Genomic DNA, 20,644 nt, shown 5'->3' on the forward strand with positions numbered 1-20,644 from the left:
CCGAGGAACGGATGGCAGTTTGCTTGCAAGGGTGATTGGGGTAGGCTCGCCGGCTCATTCAACAGGAGTCTCTCCCATGGCCAAAGCCTCTGCCCGCCACATCCTGGTTTCCGACGAAGCCAAGTGCAACGAACTCAAAGCCGCCATCGAAGGGGGCGCCGACTTCGCCCAGGTGGCCAAGGACAACTCCAGCTGCCCCTCCAGCCGCCAGGGCGGCGACCTGGGCACCTTCCGCCCGGGCCAGATGGTCAAGGAATTCGACACCGTGGTGTTCAGCGCGCCGCTGCACCAGGTCCAGGGTCCGGTAAAGACCCAGTTCGGCTATCACCTGGTGGAAGTCACCAGCCGCGAAGATTGATCGCGCCGGTGCTCCCGCTCACGGCGGGAGCACCCTCCCCGCCCTGCCTCCAACCGGCTATCCTGCAGACTTCCTGCCTCCTGAGGATAGCGCCTTGTCCCTGCCCCTGGAACGTCACGGCCAGTGCCTGTGCGGCGCTGTTCAGCTGGACTGTCGCCTCGATACCCTCGCCGTTTCCGCCTGCCATTGCCGGACCTGTCGCCGCTGGGGCGGTGGCCCGTTGCTGGCGGTGGAATGCGCCCACCCGCCGGTGATCGGTGGCGGCGACGCCCTGACCGTCCATGCCTCGTCCGCCTGGGCCGAGCGCGGCTTCTGTCGCCACTGCGGCACCCACCTGTTCTACCGCCTCAAGGCCGAGCCGCACTACGCCATTCCGGTCGGCCTGCTCGAGGGCGCGGACTGGGTGCTGGACAGCGAGATCTTCATCGAGGAACAGCCGGCCTGGTACTGCTTCACGCACTCGCGCCGCCAGCTGACCGGGGCCGAAGCCTTGGCCGAGCACGACAGCCGGGACTCGCGGCCCGGGCTCGACTCCGGGCGCCAGCCATGACCGCTGGTCGCCTGACCCCGGGCGCCTCCGGGCACGGCGCTTAGCGCGCCAAGGCTCGTGCCAGAGCCCCCTTCCCTTCCCCACCCCCGAGCCCTCTTGCCCGCGAGCCTGCGGCCTGGACGCACACCCCTATCAAGCCGCCGCCAAACGCGCCGATGCCTGGGTGAGCTCCCTTTCCCAGCCTGCCAGACAAGAGGAACAATCATGGGGTTTCTGCAACGCTTCGGCGCGCGTGCCCGCCAGGGCGGTAGCGGCGTGTTCAGCCTGACCTGCTCCGCTCGCGAATTAGGCGACCGCCTCGGCGGCGTCGCCCTCAAGCCCACCTACATCGCCGGCTTCGTCTCGCCGCACCTGGACCTGGACGCCATCGCCCGGCAACTGGCCGGACGCTTCCCCGCGGCGTCCATCAGCCTGTGCACCACCTCCGGCGAACTCTGCGGCAGCGAGCAGCGCCTGTATTGCGCCGCCGACGGCGCCTGGGACCGGCTGGTGCTGCAATTCTTCGACGCCTCGGTCATCGCCTCGGCCGAGGTGGTGCACGTGCCGCTGGACAGCGAGGACATCCGCCGCCGCGGACCGCGGCGCAGCATGAAGGAACGCCTCGCCCGCCTGACCGAGTCGCTCAAGCGCCTGCAGGTGCGCACGCCCATCGATCACCGCGATACCCTGGCCTTCGTGCTGTTCGACGGCCTGTCCGCCTCGGAATCCTTCTTCATGGAGGCACTGTACGAGTCCGGCCGCTTCCCCTGCCTGTTCGTCGGCGGCTCCGCCGGCGGCAAGGGCGACTTCCGCCAGACGCTGCTGCACGATGGCCGCCAGGCCTATGAAAATCATGCCCAGCTGGTCTTTCTGAAGATGGCCAGGAACACCCGCTTCGGGGTCTTCAAGAGCCAGAATTTCAGCGCCACGCCGCTCAGCCTCAGTGTCCTCACCGCCTCGCTGGAAGAGCGCTACATCAGCCAGGTGGTCGACAGTCGTGGCCAGATCAAGAGCATGGTGGCGGCCCTCTGCGAGGCCCTGAGCTGCCGCGCCGAACAGCTGGAGCAGCGCCTGGCGGATTATTCCTTCGCCATCCGCGTGGGCGAGGAGCTGTTCGTCCGCTCCATCGCCCGCATCGACTACGCGCGCGAGCGCATCCACCTGTTCTGCGACGTGGCGCCCGGTGAGGAGCTGGTGATGGTCAAGCGCACCTCGCTGGTGGACACCACCCGCCAGGACTTCGCGCGTTTCCTGCAGGGCAAGAGCGGCACCCCGCTGGTGGGCGTGCTCAACGACTGCATCCTGCGCCGCGCCAACAATGGCGCCGAGCTGCCGCGCATGGGCGAGGTGTTCGGCCAGACGCCGGTGGTGGGCTTCTCCACCTTTGGCGAGATCCTTGGCCTGAATCTCAACCAGACGCTCACCGCGGTGTTCTTTTTCCGCACCCCCGAAGGCGCGCCCTTCCGCGACGACTACGTCGACAACTTCGCCGCCCACTACGGCGAGTTCAAGGCCTTCTTCCTGCGCCGGCAGATCAAGAAGCTGGCCGGCCTGAGCCAGGTGGTGGTCAATCAGATCAACGAATTCAAGCGGCAGAACTTCACCGGCGTGGTGGATGCCCAGGGCCTCGACGACTCCATCCAGGCGGTGTTCGGCGGCCTCGCCGATCTGGGTCAGGTCCTGCGCCAGGCCCACCAGAGTCGCCAGGAGATCGGCGAACAGCTGCGGCACTACTCCGGCGAACTGCACAGCAGCATGGACGATCTGGCGGGCAACATCCTGCAGCAGGGCGAGGTCACCCGCCAGGCCGACAGCACCGTGCAGCACCTCACCGAACAGGCCGAGGACGTGGTGCGCAGCGCCAACGAACTGAGCCAGTCGAGTCTGCGCATCCAGTCCATCGTCCAGGTGATCCAGCAGATCGCCGGCCAGACCAACCTGCTGGCGCTCAACGCGGCCATCGAGGCGGCGCGCGCCGGCGAGAGCGGTCGCGGCTTCGCGGTGGTGGCCGACGAGGTGCGCAACCTGGCGGCCATCACTCACAAGAACGCCGCCGAGATCGGCGCCGACATCGACCAGCTGTCCCGCGCCATCAGCGAGGTCGGCGCCCATATCGCCGGCCAGGCCGAGGACGTGGGCTCGCTGCAGGAGTTGCTCGCCGTCCTGCGCGAATCCGGGCGGCTCACCGCCCAGACCTCCCATCGTACCAAGGACATCGCCGATACCCTCACCGGCCTCACCGCCGCCACGTCATCCTAGGCCGCAGGGACTTACCGTTCGTCGGCACTGACCGGCCAGTCGCACCCGCCGCCCCCGTAGCTGCCCCTCACCAGGGGCAGATACCGGTGGGCGTCGGATCACCTTCCGAGTGACCGCAGGGTCACGGCCAGCGCCGTGGCTTGCACTCCCATTTTGCCCCTGCCAGCGACCCATGAGTCAGCAATAGACGCCCCAAACCCACTCACGGCCGCGTCTACGACTTTTGTAGTGACTATACGAAAGCACTACAAAACCCGATTGACGACGGCCTGATCTCCTGCAAATCTCTAGCTGCACCGGACGCGAACCCCCTATCCATGCGGGTCGCGCCTGGGCTCCGGGTGACCCTCGGGCCGTCTTGCGTAGTGATGCTCAAGAGGCACTACAAAAGAAGACGACTGAAATGCCGCGCTGCTCGAGGCAGCGTCGCCAGAGGTGACGTCCGGATCCATGCAGGTACGTACGGCGACATGACTCGACAGCTGGGCTGACCTTTCGCCTTCGCGACCGGCATCCGGATGGCAACCGCCATCCCGCTGCCGGACGTTGGGAAAAGACTGGTACCCAAGCCAACCTCATCGAGAAGGATCGACTCATGTCCGCTTACGAGAACGACGTTCAGGCCATCGCCGCCCTCAAGAACAGCACCGGCAATCACTGGAGCGCCATCAATCCGGAATACGCAGCGAGGATGCGCCTGCAGAATCGCTTCAAGACCGGTCTCGACATCGCCCGCCACTGCGCGGCCATCATGCGCCGGGACATGGCCGCCTACGACGCCGACAGCAGCGCCTACACCCAGTCGCTGGGCTGCTGGCACGGTTTCATCGGGCAGCAGAAGCTGATCGCCATCAAGAAGCACCTGGGCAGCACGAAAGGCCGCTACCTCTATCTGTCGGGCTGGATGATCGCCGCGCTGCGTTCGGAATTCGGCCCGCTGCCGGATCAATCCATGCACGAGAAGACCAGCGTGCCGGCGCTGATCGAAGAGCTCTACACCTTCCTGCGCCAAGCCGACGCCCGCGAGCTGGCCATGCTGTTCCGCGACCTGGACGCCGCCCGCGCCGCCGACGAGAACGCCAAGGCCGCCGCCATCCAGGCGAAGATCGACAACTACGAGACCCACGTCGTGCCGATCATCGCCGACATCGACGCCGGCTTTGGCAACGCCGAGGCCACCTACCTGCTGGCCAAGAAGATGATCGAGGCCGGCGCCTGCTGCATCCAGCTGGAAAACCAGGTCTCCGACGAGAAGCAGTGCGGTCACCAGGACGGCAAGGTCACGGTGCCCCACGAGGACTTCCTGGCCAAGATCAACGCGGTGCGCTACGCCTTTCTGGAGCTGGGCGTGGACGAGGGCGTCATCGTCGCCCGTACCGATTCCCTGGGCGCCGGCCTGACCAAGCAGATCGCCGTGAGCAAGCAGCCGGGCGATCTGGGCGACCAGTACAACGGCTTCCTCGACTGCGATGAGGTGGATGCCAGCCAGCTGGGCAACGGCGACGTCCTGATCAGCCGCGGCGGCAAGCTGCTGCGGCCCAAGCGTCTGGCCAGCGGCCTGTTCCAGTTCCGTGCCGGCAGCGGCGTGGACCGGGTGGTGCTGGACTGCATCACCTCGCTGCAGAACGGCGCCGACCTGCTGTGGATCGAGACCGAGAAGCCCCACGTCGGCCAGATCAAGGCCATGGTCGACCGCATCCGCGAAGTCGTGCCCAACGCCAAGCTGGTCTACAACAACAGCCCCTCCTTCAACTGGACCCTGAGTTTCCGTCAGCAGGTGTTCGACGCCCTGCAGGCCGAAGGCAAGGACGTGTCCGCCTACGACCGCGCCAAGCTGATGAGCGTGGACTACGACGACACCGAACTGGGGCGTCTGGCCGATGCGCGGATCCAGAGCTTCCAGCGCGATGCGGCGCGGGAAGCGGGCATCTTCCACCACCTGATCACCCTGCCCACCTACCACACCGCGGCCCTGTCCACCGACAACCTGGCCAAGGGCTACTTCGCCGAGGAAGGCATGCTGGCCTACGTCAAGGGCGTGCAGCGCCAGGAGATCCGCCAGGGCATCGCCTGCGTCAAGCACCAGAACATGGCCGGCTCGGACATGGGCGACGACCACAAGGAATACTTTGCCGGGGAGGCCGCGCTCAAGGCGGCGGGCAAGGACAACACCATGAACCAGTTCCATTGATCACGGCCACTGCGGAGGACACGCTCATGAACCTGAACGACAACCCCAGCCTGGACGATCTCAAGCAACTGTTCGGCCGGCTCAAGGACAAGAACCACACCCACATCCTCTGGGTCTGCGAGAGCGGCGCGGTGCACGTCGACCGCCTGCCCGGCGGCGAGACGCCCGAGCAGTTCGAGGAGCGCCATCCCAGCCTGCGCATCCGCTTCAAGACCTACAACAAGGGCGGCGGCTACGTCGGCAAGTCGGCCGCGGCGGACGACAACTTCATCAGGAGCGTCCACGCCGCCCTGCAGGAGCACTGGCGCCTGGCCGGTCGGCAGCAGCAGCCGGCCTATGTGGATCGCTACTGCTAGCCATGAAAAAAGGGCGCGCCGGGTGATTGACCACCCGGCGCGCCCTGCCCCACCTATGAGGTGACTCGCCTGATCCTGCATGGCCCTGCAGGGCCATGCGAGTCACCTCTTCTCTTCATAGAACGAACAGATCGACGAAGCGATGCACCGGAGTGGCTTCCAGTCCCGCCTGGTCCTTGCACAGCTCGAAGATCTGGGCGCAGCGAGCGGCCGGGAAGCGCGTCGCCAGGTTGCTCTGGAATTTGCGCTCCAGCAGCGGAATGCCCTCCTCGCGGCGACGGCGATGACCGATGGGATATTCCACGGCGATCTTCTCGGTGCTGCTGCCGTCGGTGAAGAACACCTGCAGGGCGTTGGCGATGGAACGCTTGTCGGCTTCCAGGTACTCGCGGCTGTAGCGCTCGTCCTCGACGATCTCCATCTTCTCGCGCAGCTGGTCGATGCGCGGATGGGCCTGGTGGAAGGCATCCTCGTAATGCTCGGCGACCAGGTCGCCGAACAGCAGCGGTACGGCGATCATGTACTGCAGGCAGTGGTCGCGATCGGCGGCATTGGCCATGGGGCCCTGCTTGGAGATGATACGGATGGCCGATTCGTGGGTGGTCACCACGATCTTCTCGATCTGATCGACGCGATCGCGCACCTGGGGATGCAGGATCACTGCGGCTTCGGCGGCGGTCTGGGCATGGAATTCCGCCGGGAAGCTGATCTTGAACAGTACGTGTTCCATCACGTAGCTGCCAAAGGCCTGGGGAAAGCTGAACTGGCGCTGGTCGGCCGGCTTGGTGGCCAGGTCCTTGTTGGTGTGGCTGAAGAGCACGTCGTAGAAGCCCCACTGGGGTGCGCTGAGCACGCCGGGAATGCCCATCTCGCCGCGCAGGGCGATGTCGGCCAGGCGCACGCCGCGGCTGGAGGCGTCACCGGCGGCCCAGGACTTGCGGCTGCCGGCATTGGGCGCATGGCGATAGGTGCGCAGCGCCTGGCCATCGACGAAGGCGTGGGAGAGCGCCGCCAGCAGTTGCTCGCGGTTGGCGCCCATCAGCTTGGCGCTGACCGCGGTGGAGGCCAGCTTGACCAGGAAGACGTGGTCGAGACCGACACGGTTGAAGGAGTTTTCCAGGGCGAAGACGCCCTGGATCTCGTGGGCCATGACCATGGCTTCCAGCACCTGGCGCATGGTCAGGGGGGCTTCGCCCTGGGCCACGCGGCGCTGGGAGAGGTGGTCGGCCACCGCCAGGATGGCACCGAGGTTGTCGGAAGGATGGCCCCACTCGGCGGCCAGCCAGGTGTCGTTGTAGTCCAGCCAGCGAATGATGCAGCCGATGTCCCAGGCCGCCTTAACCGGGTCCAGGCGATAGCTGGTGCCCGGCACTCGCGCGCCCTGGGGCACCACGGTGCCCTCCACCTGCGGGCCGAGCAGCTTGGTGCACTCGGGGAAGCGCAGGGACAGCAGGCCGCAGCCGAGGGTGTCCATCAGGCAGTTGCGGGCGGTGTCCAGGGCCTCGCGGGAGGTGACCTGGTAGGTCAGCACGTAATCGGCCAGGTCCTGGATGACCTGGTCGTAATCGGGTCGGTTGTTGAGATCGACGTTGGCGCTCATGAATTTTCCTTATATCGCGTCTATCGCGGCCATGGGCCGCTCGTACAGGGGATTGGCAGCCGTAGGCGCTCCCGCAGGAGCGGCCCATGGCCGCGATCAGAGATATTCAGCGATTGGCGATGGGCGTGAAGGCCCGCTGCTCGACACCGATGTAGTCCGCGCTGGGGCGGATGATGCGGTTGTCGGCGCGCTGCTCGAAGACGTGGGCGCACCAGCCGGCCGTGCGCGAGCAGACGAAGATCGGCGTGAACAGCAGCGTCGGGATACCGAGGAAGTGATAGGCCGAGGCATGGTAGAAGTCGGCGTTGGGGAACAGCCCCTTCTCTTCCTTCATGGTGCGGTCGATGGCCTCCGAGACCGGGAACAGCACGCTGTCGCCCGCCTCCGCCGCCAGTTGCCGGGCGTAGTCCTTGATCACCTCGTTGCGCGGATCGCTGTCGCGGTAGATGGCGTGGCCGAAGCCCATCACCTTTTCCTTGCGTTCGAGCATCTGCTTGAGGCCGGTGACCGCTTCCTCGGGCGAGGCGAAGCGTTCGATCAGCGCCATGGCCGCCTCGTTGGCGCCGCCATGCAGTGGGCCGCGCAGGGAGCCGATGGCGCCGGTGACGCAGGAATAGAGGTCGGACAGCGTCGAGGCGCAGACCCGGGCGGTAAAGGTGGAGGCGTTGAATTCGTGCTCGGCATAGAGGATCAGCGAGACGTTCATCACCCGGGCATGCAGATCGCTGGGTGCCTTGCCGTGCAGCAGGGTGAGGAAGTGGCTGGCGATGTCCGGGGCGTCACTGCTGCAGTCGATACGAGTGCCGCGCTGACTGAAGTGATACCAGTAGAGCAGGATCGCCGGAAAGGCGCCGAGCAGGCGATCGGCCACCTGCTGCTGGTCGGCGAAGCTGTGCTCCGGCTCCAGGGTGCCGAGCAAGGAGGCGCCGGTGCGCATCACATCCATGGGGTGGGCACTGGCGGGAATGCGCTCCAGGCCTTCCTTGAGCGGCTGCGGCAGGTCGCGCAACGCCGCCAGGCGCTGGCGATAGGCGTCCAGTTGCGCCTGAGTGGGCAATTCGCCATAGAGCAACAGGTGGGCGACTTCCTCGAAGTCGGCTCCTGCCGCCAGTTCACGGATGTCATAGCCCCGGTAGGTGAGGCCGGCGCCGGTCTTGCCGACGGTGCAAAGCGCGGTGCGGCCGGCGACCTGGCCACGCAGGCCGGCGCCGCCGAGGGTTTTGCTGTCTGCCATCGTCTCGCTCCTCTTGGAGTTGTTGTGCGAAAAAGCGGGCGTTCAAAGCTTTCTTTACGATCTCGCGAGCTAGCGACAAACAAGGCGGAAGTGGCTGAGGAAGCGGATCGGACTCGCGCTCGAGTTTACGAGTGGTAAATGAGCATTCCGACCGGGCTGGCGACCCAGGCCACTTCCAACGCAGTTTGGCCGACGCGCAGCAGATCGTTAGGATTTCTGCTGCTGGAACAGGCGATCCAACTGGTCCTCATACCTGTGATAGTCGATGCGGTCATAGAGCTCGGCGCGGGTCTGCATGGTGTCGACCACTGCCTGCTGGCTGCCGTCGCGGCGGATCGCCGTATAGACGTTCTCGGCGGCGCGATTGGCCGCGCGGAAGGCCGACAGCGGATAGAGCACCAGGCTCACGTCGGCGCCGGCCAGTTGCTCGGTGGTGAACAGCGGCGTAGCACCGAACTCTGTGATGTTGGCCAGGATCGGCACCTCTACCGCCTGGGCGAACTGGCGGTACATGGGCAGCTCGGTGATGGCCTCGGGAAAGATCATGTCGGCGCCGGCCTCGACGCATGCGCAGGCGCGGTCGATGGCGGCCTGCAGGCCCTCCACCGCCAGGGCGTCGGTGCGCGCCATGATGACGAAGTCGGGATCGGTGCGGGCATCCACCGCCGCCTTGATGCGATCGACCATCTCCTGCTGGCTGACGATTTCCTTGCCCGGCCGATGGCCGCAACGCTTGGCGCCCACCTGATCCTCGATGTGCATGGCCGCCGCGCCGGCCTTGATCAGGGCGCGGGTGGTGCGCGCCACGTTGAAGGCCGAGGCACCGAAGCCGGTGTCGACATCCACCAGCAATGGCAGGTCGCAGACATCGGTGATGCGGCGGACGTCGATCAGCACGTCTTCCAGGCCGCTGATGCCCAGGTCCGGCAGCCCCAGGGAGCCGGCCGCGACGCCGCCGCCGGACAGGTAGACGGCCTGGAAGCCGGCGTGCCTGGCCAGCAGCGCATGATTGGCGTTGAGGGTGCCGACCACCTGCAGCGGGCGTTCGGCGGCGACGGCGGCGCGGAATTTCTGGCCGGGACTGACGGCAGGCATGGCGTTACCTCGACTGATCTTGGACTAGGGGATGGTGCTGCAGATTGCGCTTGGAAGCGGCGATGTGGCGGCGCATCAGCAGCTCGGCCAGTTCGCCATCGCCCTCGGCCAGGGCATCGAGGATGCGATGGTGCTCGGCGAAGGCCTGGCGCGGTCGATTGGGAGTGGCGGAGACCTTGAGCCGATACATGCGCACCAGATGATAGAGCTCGCCGCAGAGCAGCCGCACCAGCATGCCGTTGCCGCTGGCCTGGATGATGCGGTAGTGGAAGTCGTGGTCGCCTTCCTGCAGGTAGTAGCCGGTGCCGGCCTGGAACGCCGGGTCGCGCTCGTGGGTGTCCAGCAACTGGCGCAATTCGTCGATGCCCTGGGGCGTGAGGCGTTCGGCCGCCAGGCGGCAGGCCATGCCTTCGAGGGATTCGCGGATTTCGTAGAGTTCGACCAGTTCGGCCAGGCTCAGGGCGGCGACCCGGGCGCCGGCATGGGGCACCCGCACCACCAGGCGCTGGCCTTCCAGCCGGTGGATGGCTTCGCGCAGCGGTCCGCGGCTGATGCCATAGGTGCGGGCCAGCTCCGGCTCGGAAATCTTGCTACCCGGCGCCACATCGCCACGGACGATGGCCTCGCGGATCCGCCGGAACACCTGCTCGGAGAGGGTCCCGCTGTCGGTCTCGGGCGCTTCGGCCTGGAGGGGGCTATCGATCATTGTCGACACCTTTTGTGTTTATGGGCTGAATAACTACGCCTGAACGCCTTATCAGTCAATATTTGTCGACAATCCGGCTGTGACAGCCTGTATCTCGCTCCGCCAGAGGCGGTTCGCTACACTAGCGCGCCGTCCCTCCCAGCCGATTTCGCCATGCCCCTCTGCCACCTGCATCCCCTGCCCTACCACGCCGATCCCACGGTGCGTTTCACCCTGCTGCAGGGCGAACCCGGCGCGGTGCTGCTGGATTCAGGGCGGCCGCTTGCCGAGCGGGGTCGCTACGACCTCATGGCGGCCTGGCCGCTGCAGGTGCTGCAGCCCGCTGCCGGTGAAACGGGCCAGGCCTTCTTCACGCGGACGCGCGCGGCCCTGGCCAGCCTGGGTCGCGCCGACCTGCCGGCTGGTGCGGACCTGCCCTTCGCCGGTGGCCTGCTGGGCTATCTCGGCTACGACTTCGGCCGGCGCCTGGAGCGCCTGCCCGCGGGCGCCCGCGCCGACCTGGCATTGCCCGATGCGCGCCTGGGCCTCCATGCCTGGGCGCTGGTCAGCGATCACCAGGCCCGCACCAGCCAACTGGTCTGCCATCCGGCGCTGGACGCCGGGGAACGCCAGCGACTGATCGCCCTGTTCGACACCGGGGCGGCGCCCAGGGCCGAGGGCTTCCGGCTGACCGCCCCCTTCGCCGCCGACATCGACCAGCCCACCTATCGCCAGCGCATCGAGGCCATCCAGGCCTATATCGCCGCCGGCGACTGCTATCAGGTCAACTTCGCCCAGCGCTTTCGCGCGCCCTTCCAGGGTTCGCCCTGGACCGCCTACCAGGCCCTGCGCGCGGCCTGCCCGACGCCCTTCTCCGGCTATCTGGCACTGGAGCGCGGCGCCCTGCTCAGCCATTCGCCGGAGCGTTTCCTGCGGGTGAGCCGTGGCCAGGTGGAAACCCGCCCGATCAAGGGTACTCGCCCGCGCCGCGCCGACCCGGCCGCCGATGCCGGCGAAGCCCGCGCGCTGCTGGCCAGCCCCAAGGATCGCGCCGAGAACCTGATGATCGTCGACCTGCTGCGCAACGACCTGGGGCGCAGTTGCCGCATCGGCTCGGTGCGGGTGCCCGAGTTGTTCGCCCTGGAGAGCTATCCCAACGTCCATCACCTGGTCAGCGCCGTCACCGGCGAATTGGCCACGGGCCTGGACGCCCTCGACCTCCTGGCCGGCAGCTTTCCCGGTGGCTCCATCACCGGCGCGCCGAAGATCCGCGCCATGCAGATCATCGACGAGCTGGAGGAAACCCGCCGCGGCCCCTACTGCGGCTCGCTGCTCTATCTGGACGTGCGCGGCGAGAGCGACAGCTCCATCCTGATCCGCAGCCTACTTGCCGAAGACGGCATGCTCAGTTGCTGGGGCGGCGGCGGCATCGTCATGGATTCCCACTGGGCCGACGAATACGCCGAATCCCTGGCCAAGGTGCGGGTGCTGCTGGAGACGCTGGAGACCCACAGCTGATCCGGCTTTGCTACCATGGCGGCATCCCTTCCCCGGCTGGAGCCCGCCATGTCTCTCGATCTCGCCCGCATCAACGCCGACCTCGGCCGCGATCCCGAAAAGCTCGTCGCCTGGGCCCTGGGCCTGGGTAAGAGCGCCATCGTCACCACCAACTTCCGCCCCTTCGAGGCGGTGATCCTGCACCTGGTCAGCCAGGTCAAGCCGGATATCCCGGTGGTCTGGATGGATAGCGGCTACAACACCCCCGCCACCTACCGCTGCGCCGACGAGATCGTGCGCAAGCTCGGTCTCAACCTGGTGACCTACCTGCCCAGGCGCTCCCGCGCCCATCGCGAGGCCATCGACGGCCCGGTGCCGGGTCTGGACGATCCCCGCCACGCCGCCTTCACCGAAGAGGTCAAGCTGGAACCCTTCGCCCGCGCCCTGCGCGAGACGGCGCCCGAGGTCTGGTTCACCGCCCTGCGCGCCACCGACACCGCGGTGCGCGCCCAGATGGATCCGGTCAGCGTCAATCCGGACGGCCTGATCAAGGTCGCGCCGCTGCTGCACTGGACCTCCAAGGACCTCTACCAGTACCTCACCGCCCACGACCTGCCCAACGAATTCGACTACTTCGACCCCACCAAGGGTGACGAAAACCGCGAGTGCGGCCTGCACCTCGCCCACTGAGTCGATACCTCCCGCGCGCTCGATTCCGGGCGCGCGCTCTGCTCCTGCTGAACCATCGCCCATGACTGCTTCCCGCCCTATCCACTCCCGCAAGGGCGTCTTTGCCGTGGTGCTCGGCAACGCCGTGGAGTTTTTCGACTTCGGCGTCTACGCCACCTTCGCCGTGCTGATCGGCCAGGTGTTCTTTCCTTCGCAGAATGCCTTCGCCAGCCTGATGGCCAGCGTCATCACCTTTGGCGTCGGCTTCGTCGTCCGGCCGCTGGGCGCCGTTCTCATCGGCGCCTGGGCAGACCGCGTCGGGCGCAAGCCGGCGATGCTGCTGACCATGGTGCTGATGGCCCTGGGCACCGGTGGCATCGCCGTGCTGCCAGGCTACGAGCAGATCGGCATCGCCGCGCCCATCCTGCTGGTGCTGACGCGGCTGTTGCAGGGCCTGGCCTGGGGTGGCGAGGCCGGCCCGGCCACCACCTACATCCTGGAGGCGGCGCCGCTGCACAAGAGAGGCACCTACGCCTGCTGGCAGGTCGTGGCCCAGGGGCTGGCCGCGGTAGCGGCCGGCCTGATCGGCTACGGCCTGACCCTCTGGCTGACACCGGAGCAGCTGCTGGCCTGGGGCTGGCGCCTGCCCTTCCTGCTGGGCCTGGCGATCCTGCCCATCGGCCTCTATATCCGCCGGGGCCTGGTGGATACCCATGTCGGCGAAACCCGGGGTACCGGCGCGGTGCTGGGCGAGGTGCTGGCCACCCAGCGGCGGCCACTGCTGCTGGGGCTGCTGATCCTCTCCGGCAGCACCATCACCCAGTACTTCCTCAACTACATGACCACCTTCGCCCTGGTGGAACTGAAGCTGCCGACCGGGACCGCCATGCTCGCCACCCTGGTGATGGGCGCGGCCATGGCGGTCTGCTCGATCCTGGGCGGGGTGCTCAGCGATCGCTATGGCCGGCGCATCGTACTGATCCTGCCGCGACTGCTGTTGCTGGTGCTGCTCTATCCGGCGCTGCAGCTCATCACCCAGGCACCCGGGCCGGGCACCTTCCTGCTGACCCTGGCGGTGCTCTCCGGCCTGCACGGCATGAGTGGCGCCGCCCTGATCGTGCTGCTGGTGGAAAGCTTTCCGCAGCGGGTGCGGGCGACCGGCTTCTCGCTGGTCTATGCGCTGGGGGTGGCGGCCTTCGGCGGCACCGCCCAGATCGTGGTGACCTGGCTGATCGGCGCCACCGGCGACCGTATGGCGCCGGCCGCCTACCTGCTGGTGGCCAACCTGGTGTGTCTCGGCGCCGCCTGGTTCGCCGCCGAGACCTGTCCGGGGCGTCAGCCGGCGGAACGCTCCGCGGCATAACCCTCTTCCCGCCGATTCTTGCGCTCCAGGCGGACGTAGACGAGGCCGGTGAGCAAGAGGCCGAACAGCAGCACCGCGGCCAGCAGATAGAGCCCCGAGGCCAGGGTGCCGGTGGCCGCCTTGAGCGCGCCGATACCATAGGGGCCGAGATAACCGCCGAGATTGCCCACCGAGTTGATCAGGGCGATACCGGCGGCGGCGCTGGCCCCGGCGAAGAAGCGCCCCGGCAGGGTCCAGAACAGCGCGGTGAGGGAAAACAGACAGAAGGCCACCACCGACAGCGCCGCCAGTTGCAGCACGGCAGTGCCGAACCAGGCGCTGCCGGCCATGGCCAGGGCACCCACCCCATAGAGCACGGCCAGGTGGCCATAGCGATCGCCCAGGCGATCGGAACTGCGCGGCACGATGAGCAGGCCGAGAATGCCGAAGGCGTAGGGAATGGCGGAAATGAAGCCCGTGGTGAGATCGCTGCCGCCGAACTGGTGGATCAGCGTCGGCAGCCACAGCCCCAGGCCATAGATGCTCAGGGTCACCGGCAGATAATAGAGCGCCAAGAGCAGCACGCGGCGATCCTTGAGCGCATGCAGGGGATTGCCATGGCGGGTCTGGTCGAAGAGGTGCAGGTCCTTTTCCAGCTCCGTTGCCAGCCAGCGCTTTTCATCGGCGTCCAGCCAGGCGACCTGTTGCGGACCATCCGGCAACCGGGTCAGGGTGGGCCAGGCCAGCAGCACCGCCGGCGCGCCGATGCAGAGGAACAGCCACTGCCAGCCGTGCAGACCGAGTGCGCCATCCAGTTGCAGGAGCATGCCCGATAGCGGTCCCGTCACCAGCATGGCGATGGGCTGGGAGAGGATGAACAGCCCCATGATCTTGCCGCGATGGCGTACCGGGAACCACTGGGTGAGGTAATAGAGCACGCCGGGAAAGAAGCCGGCCTCGGCCGCACCCAGCAGGAAGCGCATGACATAGAAGCTGTTCGGTCCCTGGACGAAGGCCATGCCCATGGTGATGGCACCCCAGGTCACCAGGATGCGGGCGAACCAGCGGCGCGCACCGAAGCGCTCCAGCAGCAGGTTGCTGGGCACCTCGCAGAGGAAATAACCGATGAAGAACAGTCCGGCACCAAGGCCATAGGCGGCATCGCCGATGCCGATGTCGGCGCCCATGTGCAGCTTGGCAAAGCCCACGGCAGAGCGGTCGATGTAGGCGACCAGATAGAGCAATACGAGAAAGGGGACCAGCTTGAGCGTGATCCGACGGATGAGGGCGGATTCAGGGTGCATGGCGTTCTCCGACTTGTTGTTGTTGTGCGGTTGAAGCGCAGATCGCTCAAAATTCTAACGTACTATCATTGAATCGTTAAATACCCTGATCAGGCCATTAATCGGCTCTTAAGGTTATTTTGATAATACTAAAATATTGTTACGAAGTGGGAGATCTTACCTCTTGATTTCCGCTGATCCCCGTTACAGAGCCGCTTGGCCCGCGATAACATCGGTTATCGCGCTGATGGTGTTATAGTGATGGCACGACGACTTCGGATGCCTTTCGATGAATTACAAGACACCGCTGCCGCGCAAAAGCAGACACGCTCGCATCGTTCATGAGCTCGGCACCCAGATCGTGTCCGGGCACTTCCTGCCAGAACAGCGCCTGCCCCCGAGGCGCAGCTGTGCGAAGAGTACGAAGTGAGCCGCCCCGTCCTGCGTGAGGCCACCCGGGTGCTCGTGGCCAAGGGTCTGGTCAGGTCCAAGCCCAAGGTCGGAACCGTAGTCAAACCACGCAACGAGTGGCATCTGCTCGATCCGGACGTGCTCCATTGGCTGCTGGAGAGCGATTCGCGGCACAGCTTCTACGAGACCCTGGTCAAGGTGCGCAACATCATCGAGCCGGAGGTCGCCGCCATGGCGGCTGCCAACGCCCAGCCCGAAGACGTCAAGGCCATCGAGGACGCCTACCAGCGGATGGAGCAGGCGGCGGACATCGCCAACATGGCCGAGCCGGACATGGCCTTCCATCTGTCCATCGCCACGGCCACCCACAACGAATTGCTGACTCACCTCTACAGCATCATGCTGCTGCCGGTGCGGGACTATCTGGAACGCTCCTCGGCGCTGTTCGCCGCCGGAGACAGCCTCAACCTGCTGGTCTCCCGGCACAAGGCGATCCTTACCGCGATCCAGCACCGTGATCCGCTGACCGCCCGCCACGCCGCCATCGCCCAGTTGGCCGGTGTCGATGACATGGTCGCCGAAGCCTTCCGGCCGCAGCCCTTGTCTGAAGGTGAAATTTCGTATGATCATTGAGGGCAAGAACCCACTCGCGGTATGCCCTTATGTCCAGCAGCTACCATGCCTCTACCGTAGAACAACTCGGCCAGCGACTCGCGGCCGGGCAATTTCCACCCGGTAGCGCCCTCAAGGTAGAGGCGGACCTCTGCCAGGAACTGGGTGTCAGTCGCACCATCCTGCGCGAAGCGATCAAGACCCTGGCGGCCAAGGGCATGCTGGAAGTCGGCCCCAAGGTCGGTACCCGGGTCCTGCCGCTCAGTCGCTGGAATCTGTTCGATACCCAGGTGGTGGGCTGGCTGGCCACGGGCGGTCTGCCCGCCCATTTCGTCAAGGACCTGCTGGATCTGCGCCACGCCATCGAGCCGGCAGCAGTGCGCTGGGCCTGCGAAAGGGCCACCCCCGAGCAGGTCCAGGCGATCCAGGTCGCCTACCAGCACCTGGAAGCGTCGCTCGATGGCGGCGACTACAATACCGCCGACCAGCGCTTCCACGAATGCGTCCTGGCGGCCAGCCACAATCAGTTCATCGAGCAGATGGTGCCCGCCCTGGGCGCGCTGCTGGCAGCCTCCTTCACCCTGTCGTCGGCCGATCCCGACGAATTGCGGCGTACCCTCCCCCTGCACAAGACCCTGGCCGACGGCATCGCCTCGCGCGATGCGGCGCGTGCCGTCTGGGCCTGCATGATGCTGATCGACAGCGCGGCGGTGACCCTGGCGCGCTATACCGACTGACGTTTCGGTCGGCAACCTTGGCGTCTCTCCAGGTTCCCATGCCTGGATTTCCCGTCCTGCCACAACAAGAGAGGTGAACGATGGATTGGCAGCCGCTGCTTCCCCAGCGCTTCAAACTGGCCGAAGGTCCCTTCTGGGACCAGGAGACCCAGGCGCTCTACTGGGTAGATATCGCCGGCTTCAAGGCCTGCCGCCTGCGCGGCGAGCAGTATCAGGAATGGCAGCTGGATCGTCCCTGCTCCGCCTTCGTGCCCACGGTCCGCGGCGATGCCCTGGTGACCCTGCCGAACGGCGTCTTCCGCCTGGATCTCGATTCCCCGCTAGAACGTCCCGCGCTGGAACTCTTCTGCGTCGCCGATCCCGATCCGGGCAATCGCGGCAACGAGGCCCGCTGTGACGCCCAGGGGCGTCTGTGGCTGGGCACCATGCAGAACAACCTCGATGCCCAGGGCGGCGACGTGGCCATCGACCGGCACTCGGGCGGTCTGTTTCGCATCGATCCCGACGGCAGCGTCAGCCGGCACGCCAGCGACCTCGGCATCGCCAATACCCTGGTATGGAGCGCGGCGGACAACCACGTCATCAGCGCCGACACCCTCAAGGACACCCTCTATCGCTATCCGCTGGATGCCAGCGGCAACCTGGGTGCACCCACCGTCTGGGCCGGTCCCCACGAGCGCGGCTCGCCGGACGGCTCGGCCATCGACAGCGAAGGCTGCGTATGGAACGCACGCTGGGACGGCAACTGCCTGCTGCGTTTCTCGCCGGAGGGCGAGCTGCTGGAGATCGTCGAGCTGCCAGTGCAGCGGCCCACCAGCTGCGTCTTCGGCGGAGCGGATCTGCGCACCCTCTACGTCACCAGCGCCGCCGCCGACGGTACCCTCGACGGCGCCCTGCTCAAGGCCACCGCGCCGGTCGCCGGCATGCCCTGCCACAGGTTCGCCGGCTGATTCATCCTACCGGCCCAGGCGCCCTTCCGCGGCGCCTTTCCGCTTCGAGCCCTATGTAACAGCTTGGTGACAGAGATGACGAAAAATCTCGTCACCTTTTTCTTGCGCCCGCATCCATCCAATCATAATATCAATGCAGAGCGGCGTCGTCTGACCTCCACGACGGCAGCCCGCCGCCTCGCATTGCCTGGCCACACCAATAAAAACAAGGAGTTCCAGCTATGTTCCGTGTTCCGGGAGTTCGTTCTCTGCTGCGTGCCGCCCTCGCCGCCGGCGCTGTCAGCCTGTCCCTTTCCGCTTTCGCTGCCGATCCGGTCAAGATCGGTTTCCTGGTCAAGCAACCCGAGGAACCCTGGTTCCAGACCGAGTGGGCCTTCGCCGAGAAAGCCGCCAAGGACAAGGGTTTTACCCTGCTCAAGATCGCCGTGCCGGATGGCGAGAAGACCCTCGCCGCCATCGACAGCCTGGCCGCCAACGGCGCCAAGGGCTTCGTGATCTGCCCGCCCGACGTCTCCCTCGGCCCGGCCATCGTGGCCAAGGCCAAGCTCAACGACCTCAAGGTCATGGCCGTGGACGACCGCTTCGTCGACGCCAAGGGCAAATTCATGGAAGACGTGCCCTACCTGGGCATGGCCGCCTTCGAGGTCGGTCAGCAGCAGGGCGCCGCCATGGCCGCCGAAGCCGAGAAGCGTGGCTGGAAGTGGGATGACACCTATGCGGTGATCAACACCTACAACGAGCTGGATACCGGCAAGAAGCGCACCGACGGTTCGGTGGAAGCCCTGAAGAAGGCCGGCCTGCCCGCCGACCACATCATCTTCGCGCCGCAGAAGACCCTGGACGTGCCCGGCAGCATGGACTCCACCACCTCCGCGCTGGTCAAGCTGCCTTCAACCGCCAAGCACCTGATCATCGGCGGCATGAACGACAACACCGTGCTGGGCGGCGTCCGCGCCACCGAAAGCGCCGGCTTCAAGGCCGAGCAGGTGATCGGCATCGGCATCAACGGCACCGATGCCATCGGCGAACTGAAGAAAGCCAACAGCGGCTTCTTCGGCTCCATGCTGCCCAGCCCCCACGAAGAGGGCTACCAGACCGCCAGCATGATGTACGAGTGGGTGACTACCGGTAAGGAACCGCCCAAGTACACCGCGATGGACAAGGTCACCCTCATCACCCGCGCCAATTTCCAGCAAGAGCTGGAAAAGATCGGCCTCTGGAAGTGATGACCCCGGCGGCGCCGGTCCTGGCGCCGCCCTCCTCTTTCGTCTGACAGGAGTGCTTCATGGCAGCCCTGGAACACACCACCGCCCAGAGCGCCGACAGCCTCGGTTTCGTCGGCATCGGCAAGACCTTTCCCGGCGTCAAGGCGCTCGCCGACATCTCCTTCAACGTGCGTCCCGGCTCGGTGCACGCCCTCATGGGCGAGAACGGCGCCGGCAAGTCGACCCTGCTGAAGATCCTCAGCGGCTACCACGCCCCCACCACCGGCCACCTCAACATCGACGGCCAGGAACTGGTGTTCAAGAGCACCGCCGAAGCCATCCGCGCCGGCGTCGCCGTGATCCAGCAGGAACTGCAGCTGGTGCCGGAGATGACCGTCGCCGAAAATCTCTTTCTCGGGCACCTGCCGGCGCGCTACGGCATCGTCAATCGCGGCCACCTGCGCCGCCAGGCCCTGGACCTGCTCAAGGGCCTGGCCGAAGAGATCGACCCCAACACCAAGGTCGGGCGCCTGTCGCTCGGGCAGCGCCAGCTGGTCGAGATCGCCAAGGCGCTCTCCCGTGGCGCCCGCGTCATCGCCTTCGACGAGCCGACCAGCTCGCTGTCCGCCCGCGAGACCGATCGGCTGATGACCATCATCGCCCGGCTGCGCGACGAAGGCCGGGTGGTGCTCTATGTCTCCCACCGCATGGAAGAGGTCTTCCGCATCTGCGACGCGGTGACGGTGTTCAAGGACGGTCGCCACGTGCGCACCATCGAGCGTCTGGCCGACATCACCCCCGACCAGTTGATCACCCTGATGGTCGGCCGCGACCTCGCCGACATCTACGACTACCGCCCGCGCGAAATCGGCGGCGGCTGCCTCAAGGTCGAGGGCCTGCTCGGCCAGGGCCTGCAGCAGCCGGTGGGCTTCGAGGTCTGCCAGGGCGAGATTCTCGGCCTGTTCGGCCTGGTCGGTGCCGGTCGCACCGAGCTGCTGCGCCTGCTGGCGGGCCTGGAAAAGCACAAGGCTGGCAGCCTGAGTCTCAAGGGCGCCCCGATCAGCCTCAGGTCGCCGCGTGACGCCATCGCCGCCGGCATCCTGCTCTGCCCGGAAGATCGCAAGAAGGAAGGCATCGTGCCGCTGGCCAGCGTGGCCGAGAACATCAACATCAGCGCCCGCGCCCATCACGCCAGTCTCGGCTGCCTGATCCAGGGGCGCTGGGAAAAGGCCAACGCCGAAAAGCAGATTCGCGCGCTGAACGTGAAGACGCCCCACGCCGGGCAGAAGATCAAGAACCTTTCCGGCGGCAACCAGCAGAAGGCCATCCTCGGTCGCTGGCTGTCGATGCCCATGCAGGTGCTCCTGCTCGACGAACCCACCCGCGGCATCGACGTGGGCGCCAAGTCGGAGATCTACGCCATCATCCATGACCTCGCCGCCCGCGGCATCGCCGTGGTGGTGGTGTCCAGCGACCTGATGGAAGTCATGGGCGTGGCCGATCGCATCCTGGTGATGAGCGAAGGCGCCATCACCGGCGAGGTGACCCGCGCCGAATTCAACGACGAGCGCCTGCTGCAGCTCGCCCTGCCCCGTACCCGGGCCTGATGAAAACAAGAAAAGAGGTTCAGT

17 protein-coding genes and 1 pseudogene are annotated in these 20,644 nt (G+C 66.3%); 13 read left to right on the forward strand and 5 right to left on the reverse strand.

The features are described from left to right. Nucleotides 1-76 precede the first annotated feature (76 nt). The 5 genes from BGI51_RS00495 (at nucleotide 77) to BGI51_RS00515 (ending at nucleotide 5,693) form a co-directional block, all read left to right on the forward strand. The gene (locus BGI51_RS00495) at nucleotides 77-358 is read left to right on the forward strand and encodes a peptidylprolyl isomerase (RefSeq protein WP_133862742.1); all 282 of its coding nucleotides are present in this window, start codon (nucleotides 77-79) and stop codon (nucleotides 356-358) included. A gap of 94 nt (nucleotides 359-452) precedes the next feature. Then, the gene (locus tag BGI51_RS00500) at nucleotides 453-908 is read left to right on the forward strand and encodes a GFA family protein (protein WP_187979985.1); all 456 of its coding nucleotides are present in this window, start codon (nucleotides 453-455) and stop codon (nucleotides 906-908) included. 204 nt (nucleotides 909-1,112) lie between these two features. Beyond that, nucleotides 1,113-3,146: a methyl-accepting chemotaxis protein gene (locus BGI51_RS23735; protein WP_187979986.1), complete on the forward strand. Its 2,034-nt coding sequence runs from the start codon at nucleotides 1,113-1,115 to the stop codon at nucleotides 3,144-3,146. 595 nt (nucleotides 3,147-3,741) lie between these two features. Then, the gene (locus BGI51_RS00510) at nucleotides 3,742-5,337 is read left to right on the forward strand and encodes an isocitrate lyase (protein ID WP_187979987.1); all 1,596 of its coding nucleotides are present in this window, start codon (nucleotides 3,742-3,744) and stop codon (nucleotides 5,335-5,337) included. A gap of 26 nt (nucleotides 5,338-5,363) precedes the next feature. Continuing rightward, nucleotides 5,364-5,693 carry a hypothetical protein gene (locus BGI51_RS00515; protein WP_187979988.1) on the forward strand — a complete coding sequence of 110 codons (330 nt, stop codon included), beginning with the start codon at nucleotides 5,364-5,366 and terminating at the stop codon, nucleotides 5,691-5,693. 115 nt (nucleotides 5,694-5,808) lie between these two features. Here BGI51_RS00515 and prpD read toward each other — a convergent pair whose 3' ends face one another. From prpD to BGI51_RS00535, 4 genes are all read right to left on the reverse strand, one after another. Further along, entirely contained in the window at nucleotides 5,809-7,293 is a 1,485-nt protein-coding gene (gene prpD, locus BGI51_RS00520) for a 2-methylcitrate dehydratase (protein WP_187979989.1), read from the reverse strand. Between the two features lie 106 nt (nucleotides 7,294-7,399). Beyond that, the gene (prpC, locus tag BGI51_RS00525; protein WP_187979990.1) at nucleotides 7,400-8,527 is read right to left on the reverse strand and encodes a bifunctional 2-methylcitrate synthase/citrate synthase; all 1,128 of its coding nucleotides are present in this window, start codon (nucleotides 8,525-8,527) and stop codon (nucleotides 7,400-7,402) included. Between the two features lie 207 nt (nucleotides 8,528-8,734). Beyond that, nucleotides 8,735-9,622, reverse strand: a complete 888-nt coding sequence (gene prpB, locus BGI51_RS00530; RefSeq protein WP_187979991.1) for a methylisocitrate lyase — start codon at nucleotides 9,620-9,622, stop codon at nucleotides 8,735-8,737. A gap of 4 nt (nucleotides 9,623-9,626) precedes the next feature. After that, the gene (locus BGI51_RS00535) at nucleotides 9,627-10,328 is read right to left on the reverse strand and encodes a GntR family transcriptional regulator (RefSeq protein WP_132831949.1); all 702 of its coding nucleotides are present in this window, start codon (nucleotides 10,326-10,328) and stop codon (nucleotides 9,627-9,629) included. Between the two features lie 153 nt (nucleotides 10,329-10,481). On the opposite strand from BGI51_RS00535, the gene pabB reads away from it, so the two are divergent. The 3 genes from pabB (at nucleotide 10,482) to BGI51_RS00550 (ending at nucleotide 13,836) form a co-directional block, all read left to right on the forward strand. After that, entirely contained in the window at nucleotides 10,482-11,825 is a 1,344-nt protein-coding gene (gene pabB / locus BGI51_RS00540; protein ID WP_187979992.1) for an aminodeoxychorismate synthase component I, read from the forward strand. 48 nt (nucleotides 11,826-11,873) lie between these two features. Beyond that, nucleotides 11,874-12,494: a phosphoadenosine phosphosulfate reductase domain-containing protein gene (locus BGI51_RS00545; RefSeq protein ID WP_133862732.1), complete on the forward strand. Its 621-nt coding sequence runs from the start codon at nucleotides 11,874-11,876 to the stop codon at nucleotides 12,492-12,494. Nucleotides 12,495-12,555: 61 nt separating this feature from the next. Next, nucleotides 12,556-13,836: an MFS transporter gene (locus BGI51_RS00550; RefSeq protein ID WP_187979993.1), complete on the forward strand. Its 1,281-nt coding sequence runs from the start codon at nucleotides 12,556-12,558 to the stop codon at nucleotides 13,834-13,836. Here BGI51_RS00550 and BGI51_RS00555 read toward each other — a convergent pair. Next, nucleotides 13,809-15,119 (reverse strand): MFS transporter, encoded by a 1,311-nt coding sequence (locus tag BGI51_RS00555; RefSeq protein WP_187979994.1) that lies wholly within the window; start codon nucleotides 15,117-15,119, stop codon nucleotides 13,809-13,811. The genes BGI51_RS00550 and BGI51_RS00555 overlap by 28 nt on opposite strands. Nucleotides 15,120-15,387: 268 nt before the next feature. Here BGI51_RS00555 and BGI51_RS00560 point away from each other — a divergent pair. The 5 genes and pseudogenes from BGI51_RS00560 (at nucleotide 15,388) to araG (ending at nucleotide 20,620) form a co-directional block, all read left to right on the forward strand. Continuing rightward, nucleotides 15,388-16,142: pseudogene (locus BGI51_RS00560) on the forward strand (FadR/GntR family transcriptional regulator). Nucleotides 16,143-16,171: 29 nt separating this feature from the next. Further along, complete coding sequence (locus BGI51_RS00565; RefSeq protein ID WP_133862728.1) at nucleotides 16,172-16,858, forward strand: FadR/GntR family transcriptional regulator; 687 nt, start codon at nucleotides 16,172-16,174, stop codon at nucleotides 16,856-16,858. Nucleotides 16,859-16,938: 80 nt separating this feature from the next. Then, nucleotides 16,939-17,808, forward strand: a complete 870-nt coding sequence (locus BGI51_RS00570; protein WP_187979995.1) for an SMP-30/gluconolactonase/LRE family protein — start codon at nucleotides 16,939-16,941, stop codon at nucleotides 17,806-17,808. Between the two features lie 221 nt (nucleotides 17,809-18,029). After that, entirely contained in the window at nucleotides 18,030-19,034 is a 1,005-nt protein-coding gene (locus tag BGI51_RS00575; protein WP_187979996.1) for a substrate-binding domain-containing protein, read from the forward strand. Nucleotides 19,035-19,093: 59 nt separating this feature from the next. Further along, a complete protein-coding gene (gene araG / locus BGI51_RS00580) occupies nucleotides 19,094-20,620 on the forward strand; it encodes an L-arabinose ABC transporter ATP-binding protein AraG (protein ID WP_133862725.1) in 1,527 nt (508 codons plus the stop codon). Nucleotides 20,621-20,644 lie beyond the last annotated feature (24 nt).

This window comes from Pseudomonas oryzihabitans, from assembly GCF_014522265.1.
Taxonomy (GTDB): domain Bacteria; phylum Pseudomonadota; class Gammaproteobacteria; order Pseudomonadales; family Pseudomonadaceae; genus Chryseomonas; species Chryseomonas aestiva.

What these genes read in the sequence shown, in the direction of transcription:
- prpD (WP_187979989.1), bottom strand. Translation starts at nt 7,293, where the DNA reads ATGAGCGCCAACGTCGATCTCAACAACCGACCCGATTACGACCAGGTC.
- BGI51_RS00545 (WP_133862732.1), top strand. Translation starts at nt 11,874, where the DNA reads ATGTCTCTCGATCTCGCCCGCATCAACGCCGACCTCGGCCGCGATCCC.
- araG (WP_133862725.1), top strand. Translation starts at nt 19,094, where the DNA reads ATGGCAGCCCTGGAACACACCACCGCCCAGAGCGCCGACAGCCTCGGT.
- prpB (WP_187979991.1), bottom strand. Translation starts at nt 9,622, where the DNA reads ATGCCTGCCGTCAGTCCCGGCCAGAAATTCCGCGCCGCCGTCGCCGCC.
- BGI51_RS00515 (WP_187979988.1), top strand. Translation starts at nt 5,364, where the DNA reads ATGAACCTGAACGACAACCCCAGCCTGGACGATCTCAAGCAACTGTTC.
- BGI51_RS00535 (WP_132831949.1), bottom strand. Translation starts at nt 10,328, where the DNA reads ATGATCGATAGCCCCCTCCAGGCCGAAGCGCCCGAGACCGACAGCGGG.
- BGI51_RS00570 (WP_187979995.1), top strand. Translation starts at nt 16,939, where the DNA reads ATGGATTGGCAGCCGCTGCTTCCCCAGCGCTTCAAACTGGCCGAAGGT.
- pabB (WP_187979992.1), top strand. Translation starts at nt 10,482, where the DNA reads ATGCCCCTCTGCCACCTGCATCCCCTGCCCTACCACGCCGATCCCACG.
- BGI51_RS00510 (WP_187979987.1), top strand. Translation starts at nt 3,742, where the DNA reads ATGTCCGCTTACGAGAACGACGTTCAGGCCATCGCCGCCCTCAAGAAC.
- BGI51_RS00495 (WP_133862742.1), top strand. Translation starts at nt 77, where the DNA reads ATGGCCAAAGCCTCTGCCCGCCACATCCTGGTTTCCGACGAAGCCAAG.
- prpC (WP_187979990.1), bottom strand. Translation starts at nt 8,527, where the DNA reads ATGGCAGACAGCAAAACCCTCGGCGGCGCCGGCCTGCGTGGCCAGGTC.
- BGI51_RS23735 (WP_187979986.1), top strand. Translation starts at nt 1,113, where the DNA reads ATGGGGTTTCTGCAACGCTTCGGCGCGCGTGCCCGCCAGGGCGGTAGC.
- BGI51_RS00575 (WP_187979996.1), top strand. Translation starts at nt 18,030, where the DNA reads ATGTTCCGTGTTCCGGGAGTTCGTTCTCTGCTGCGTGCCGCCCTCGCC.
- BGI51_RS00565 (WP_133862728.1), top strand. Translation starts at nt 16,172, where the DNA reads ATGTCCAGCAGCTACCATGCCTCTACCGTAGAACAACTCGGCCAGCGA.
- BGI51_RS00550 (WP_187979993.1), top strand. Translation starts at nt 12,556, where the DNA reads ATGACTGCTTCCCGCCCTATCCACTCCCGCAAGGGCGTCTTTGCCGTG.
- BGI51_RS00555 (WP_187979994.1), bottom strand. Translation starts at nt 15,119, where the DNA reads ATGCACCCTGAATCCGCCCTCATCCGTCGGATCACGCTCAAGCTGGTC.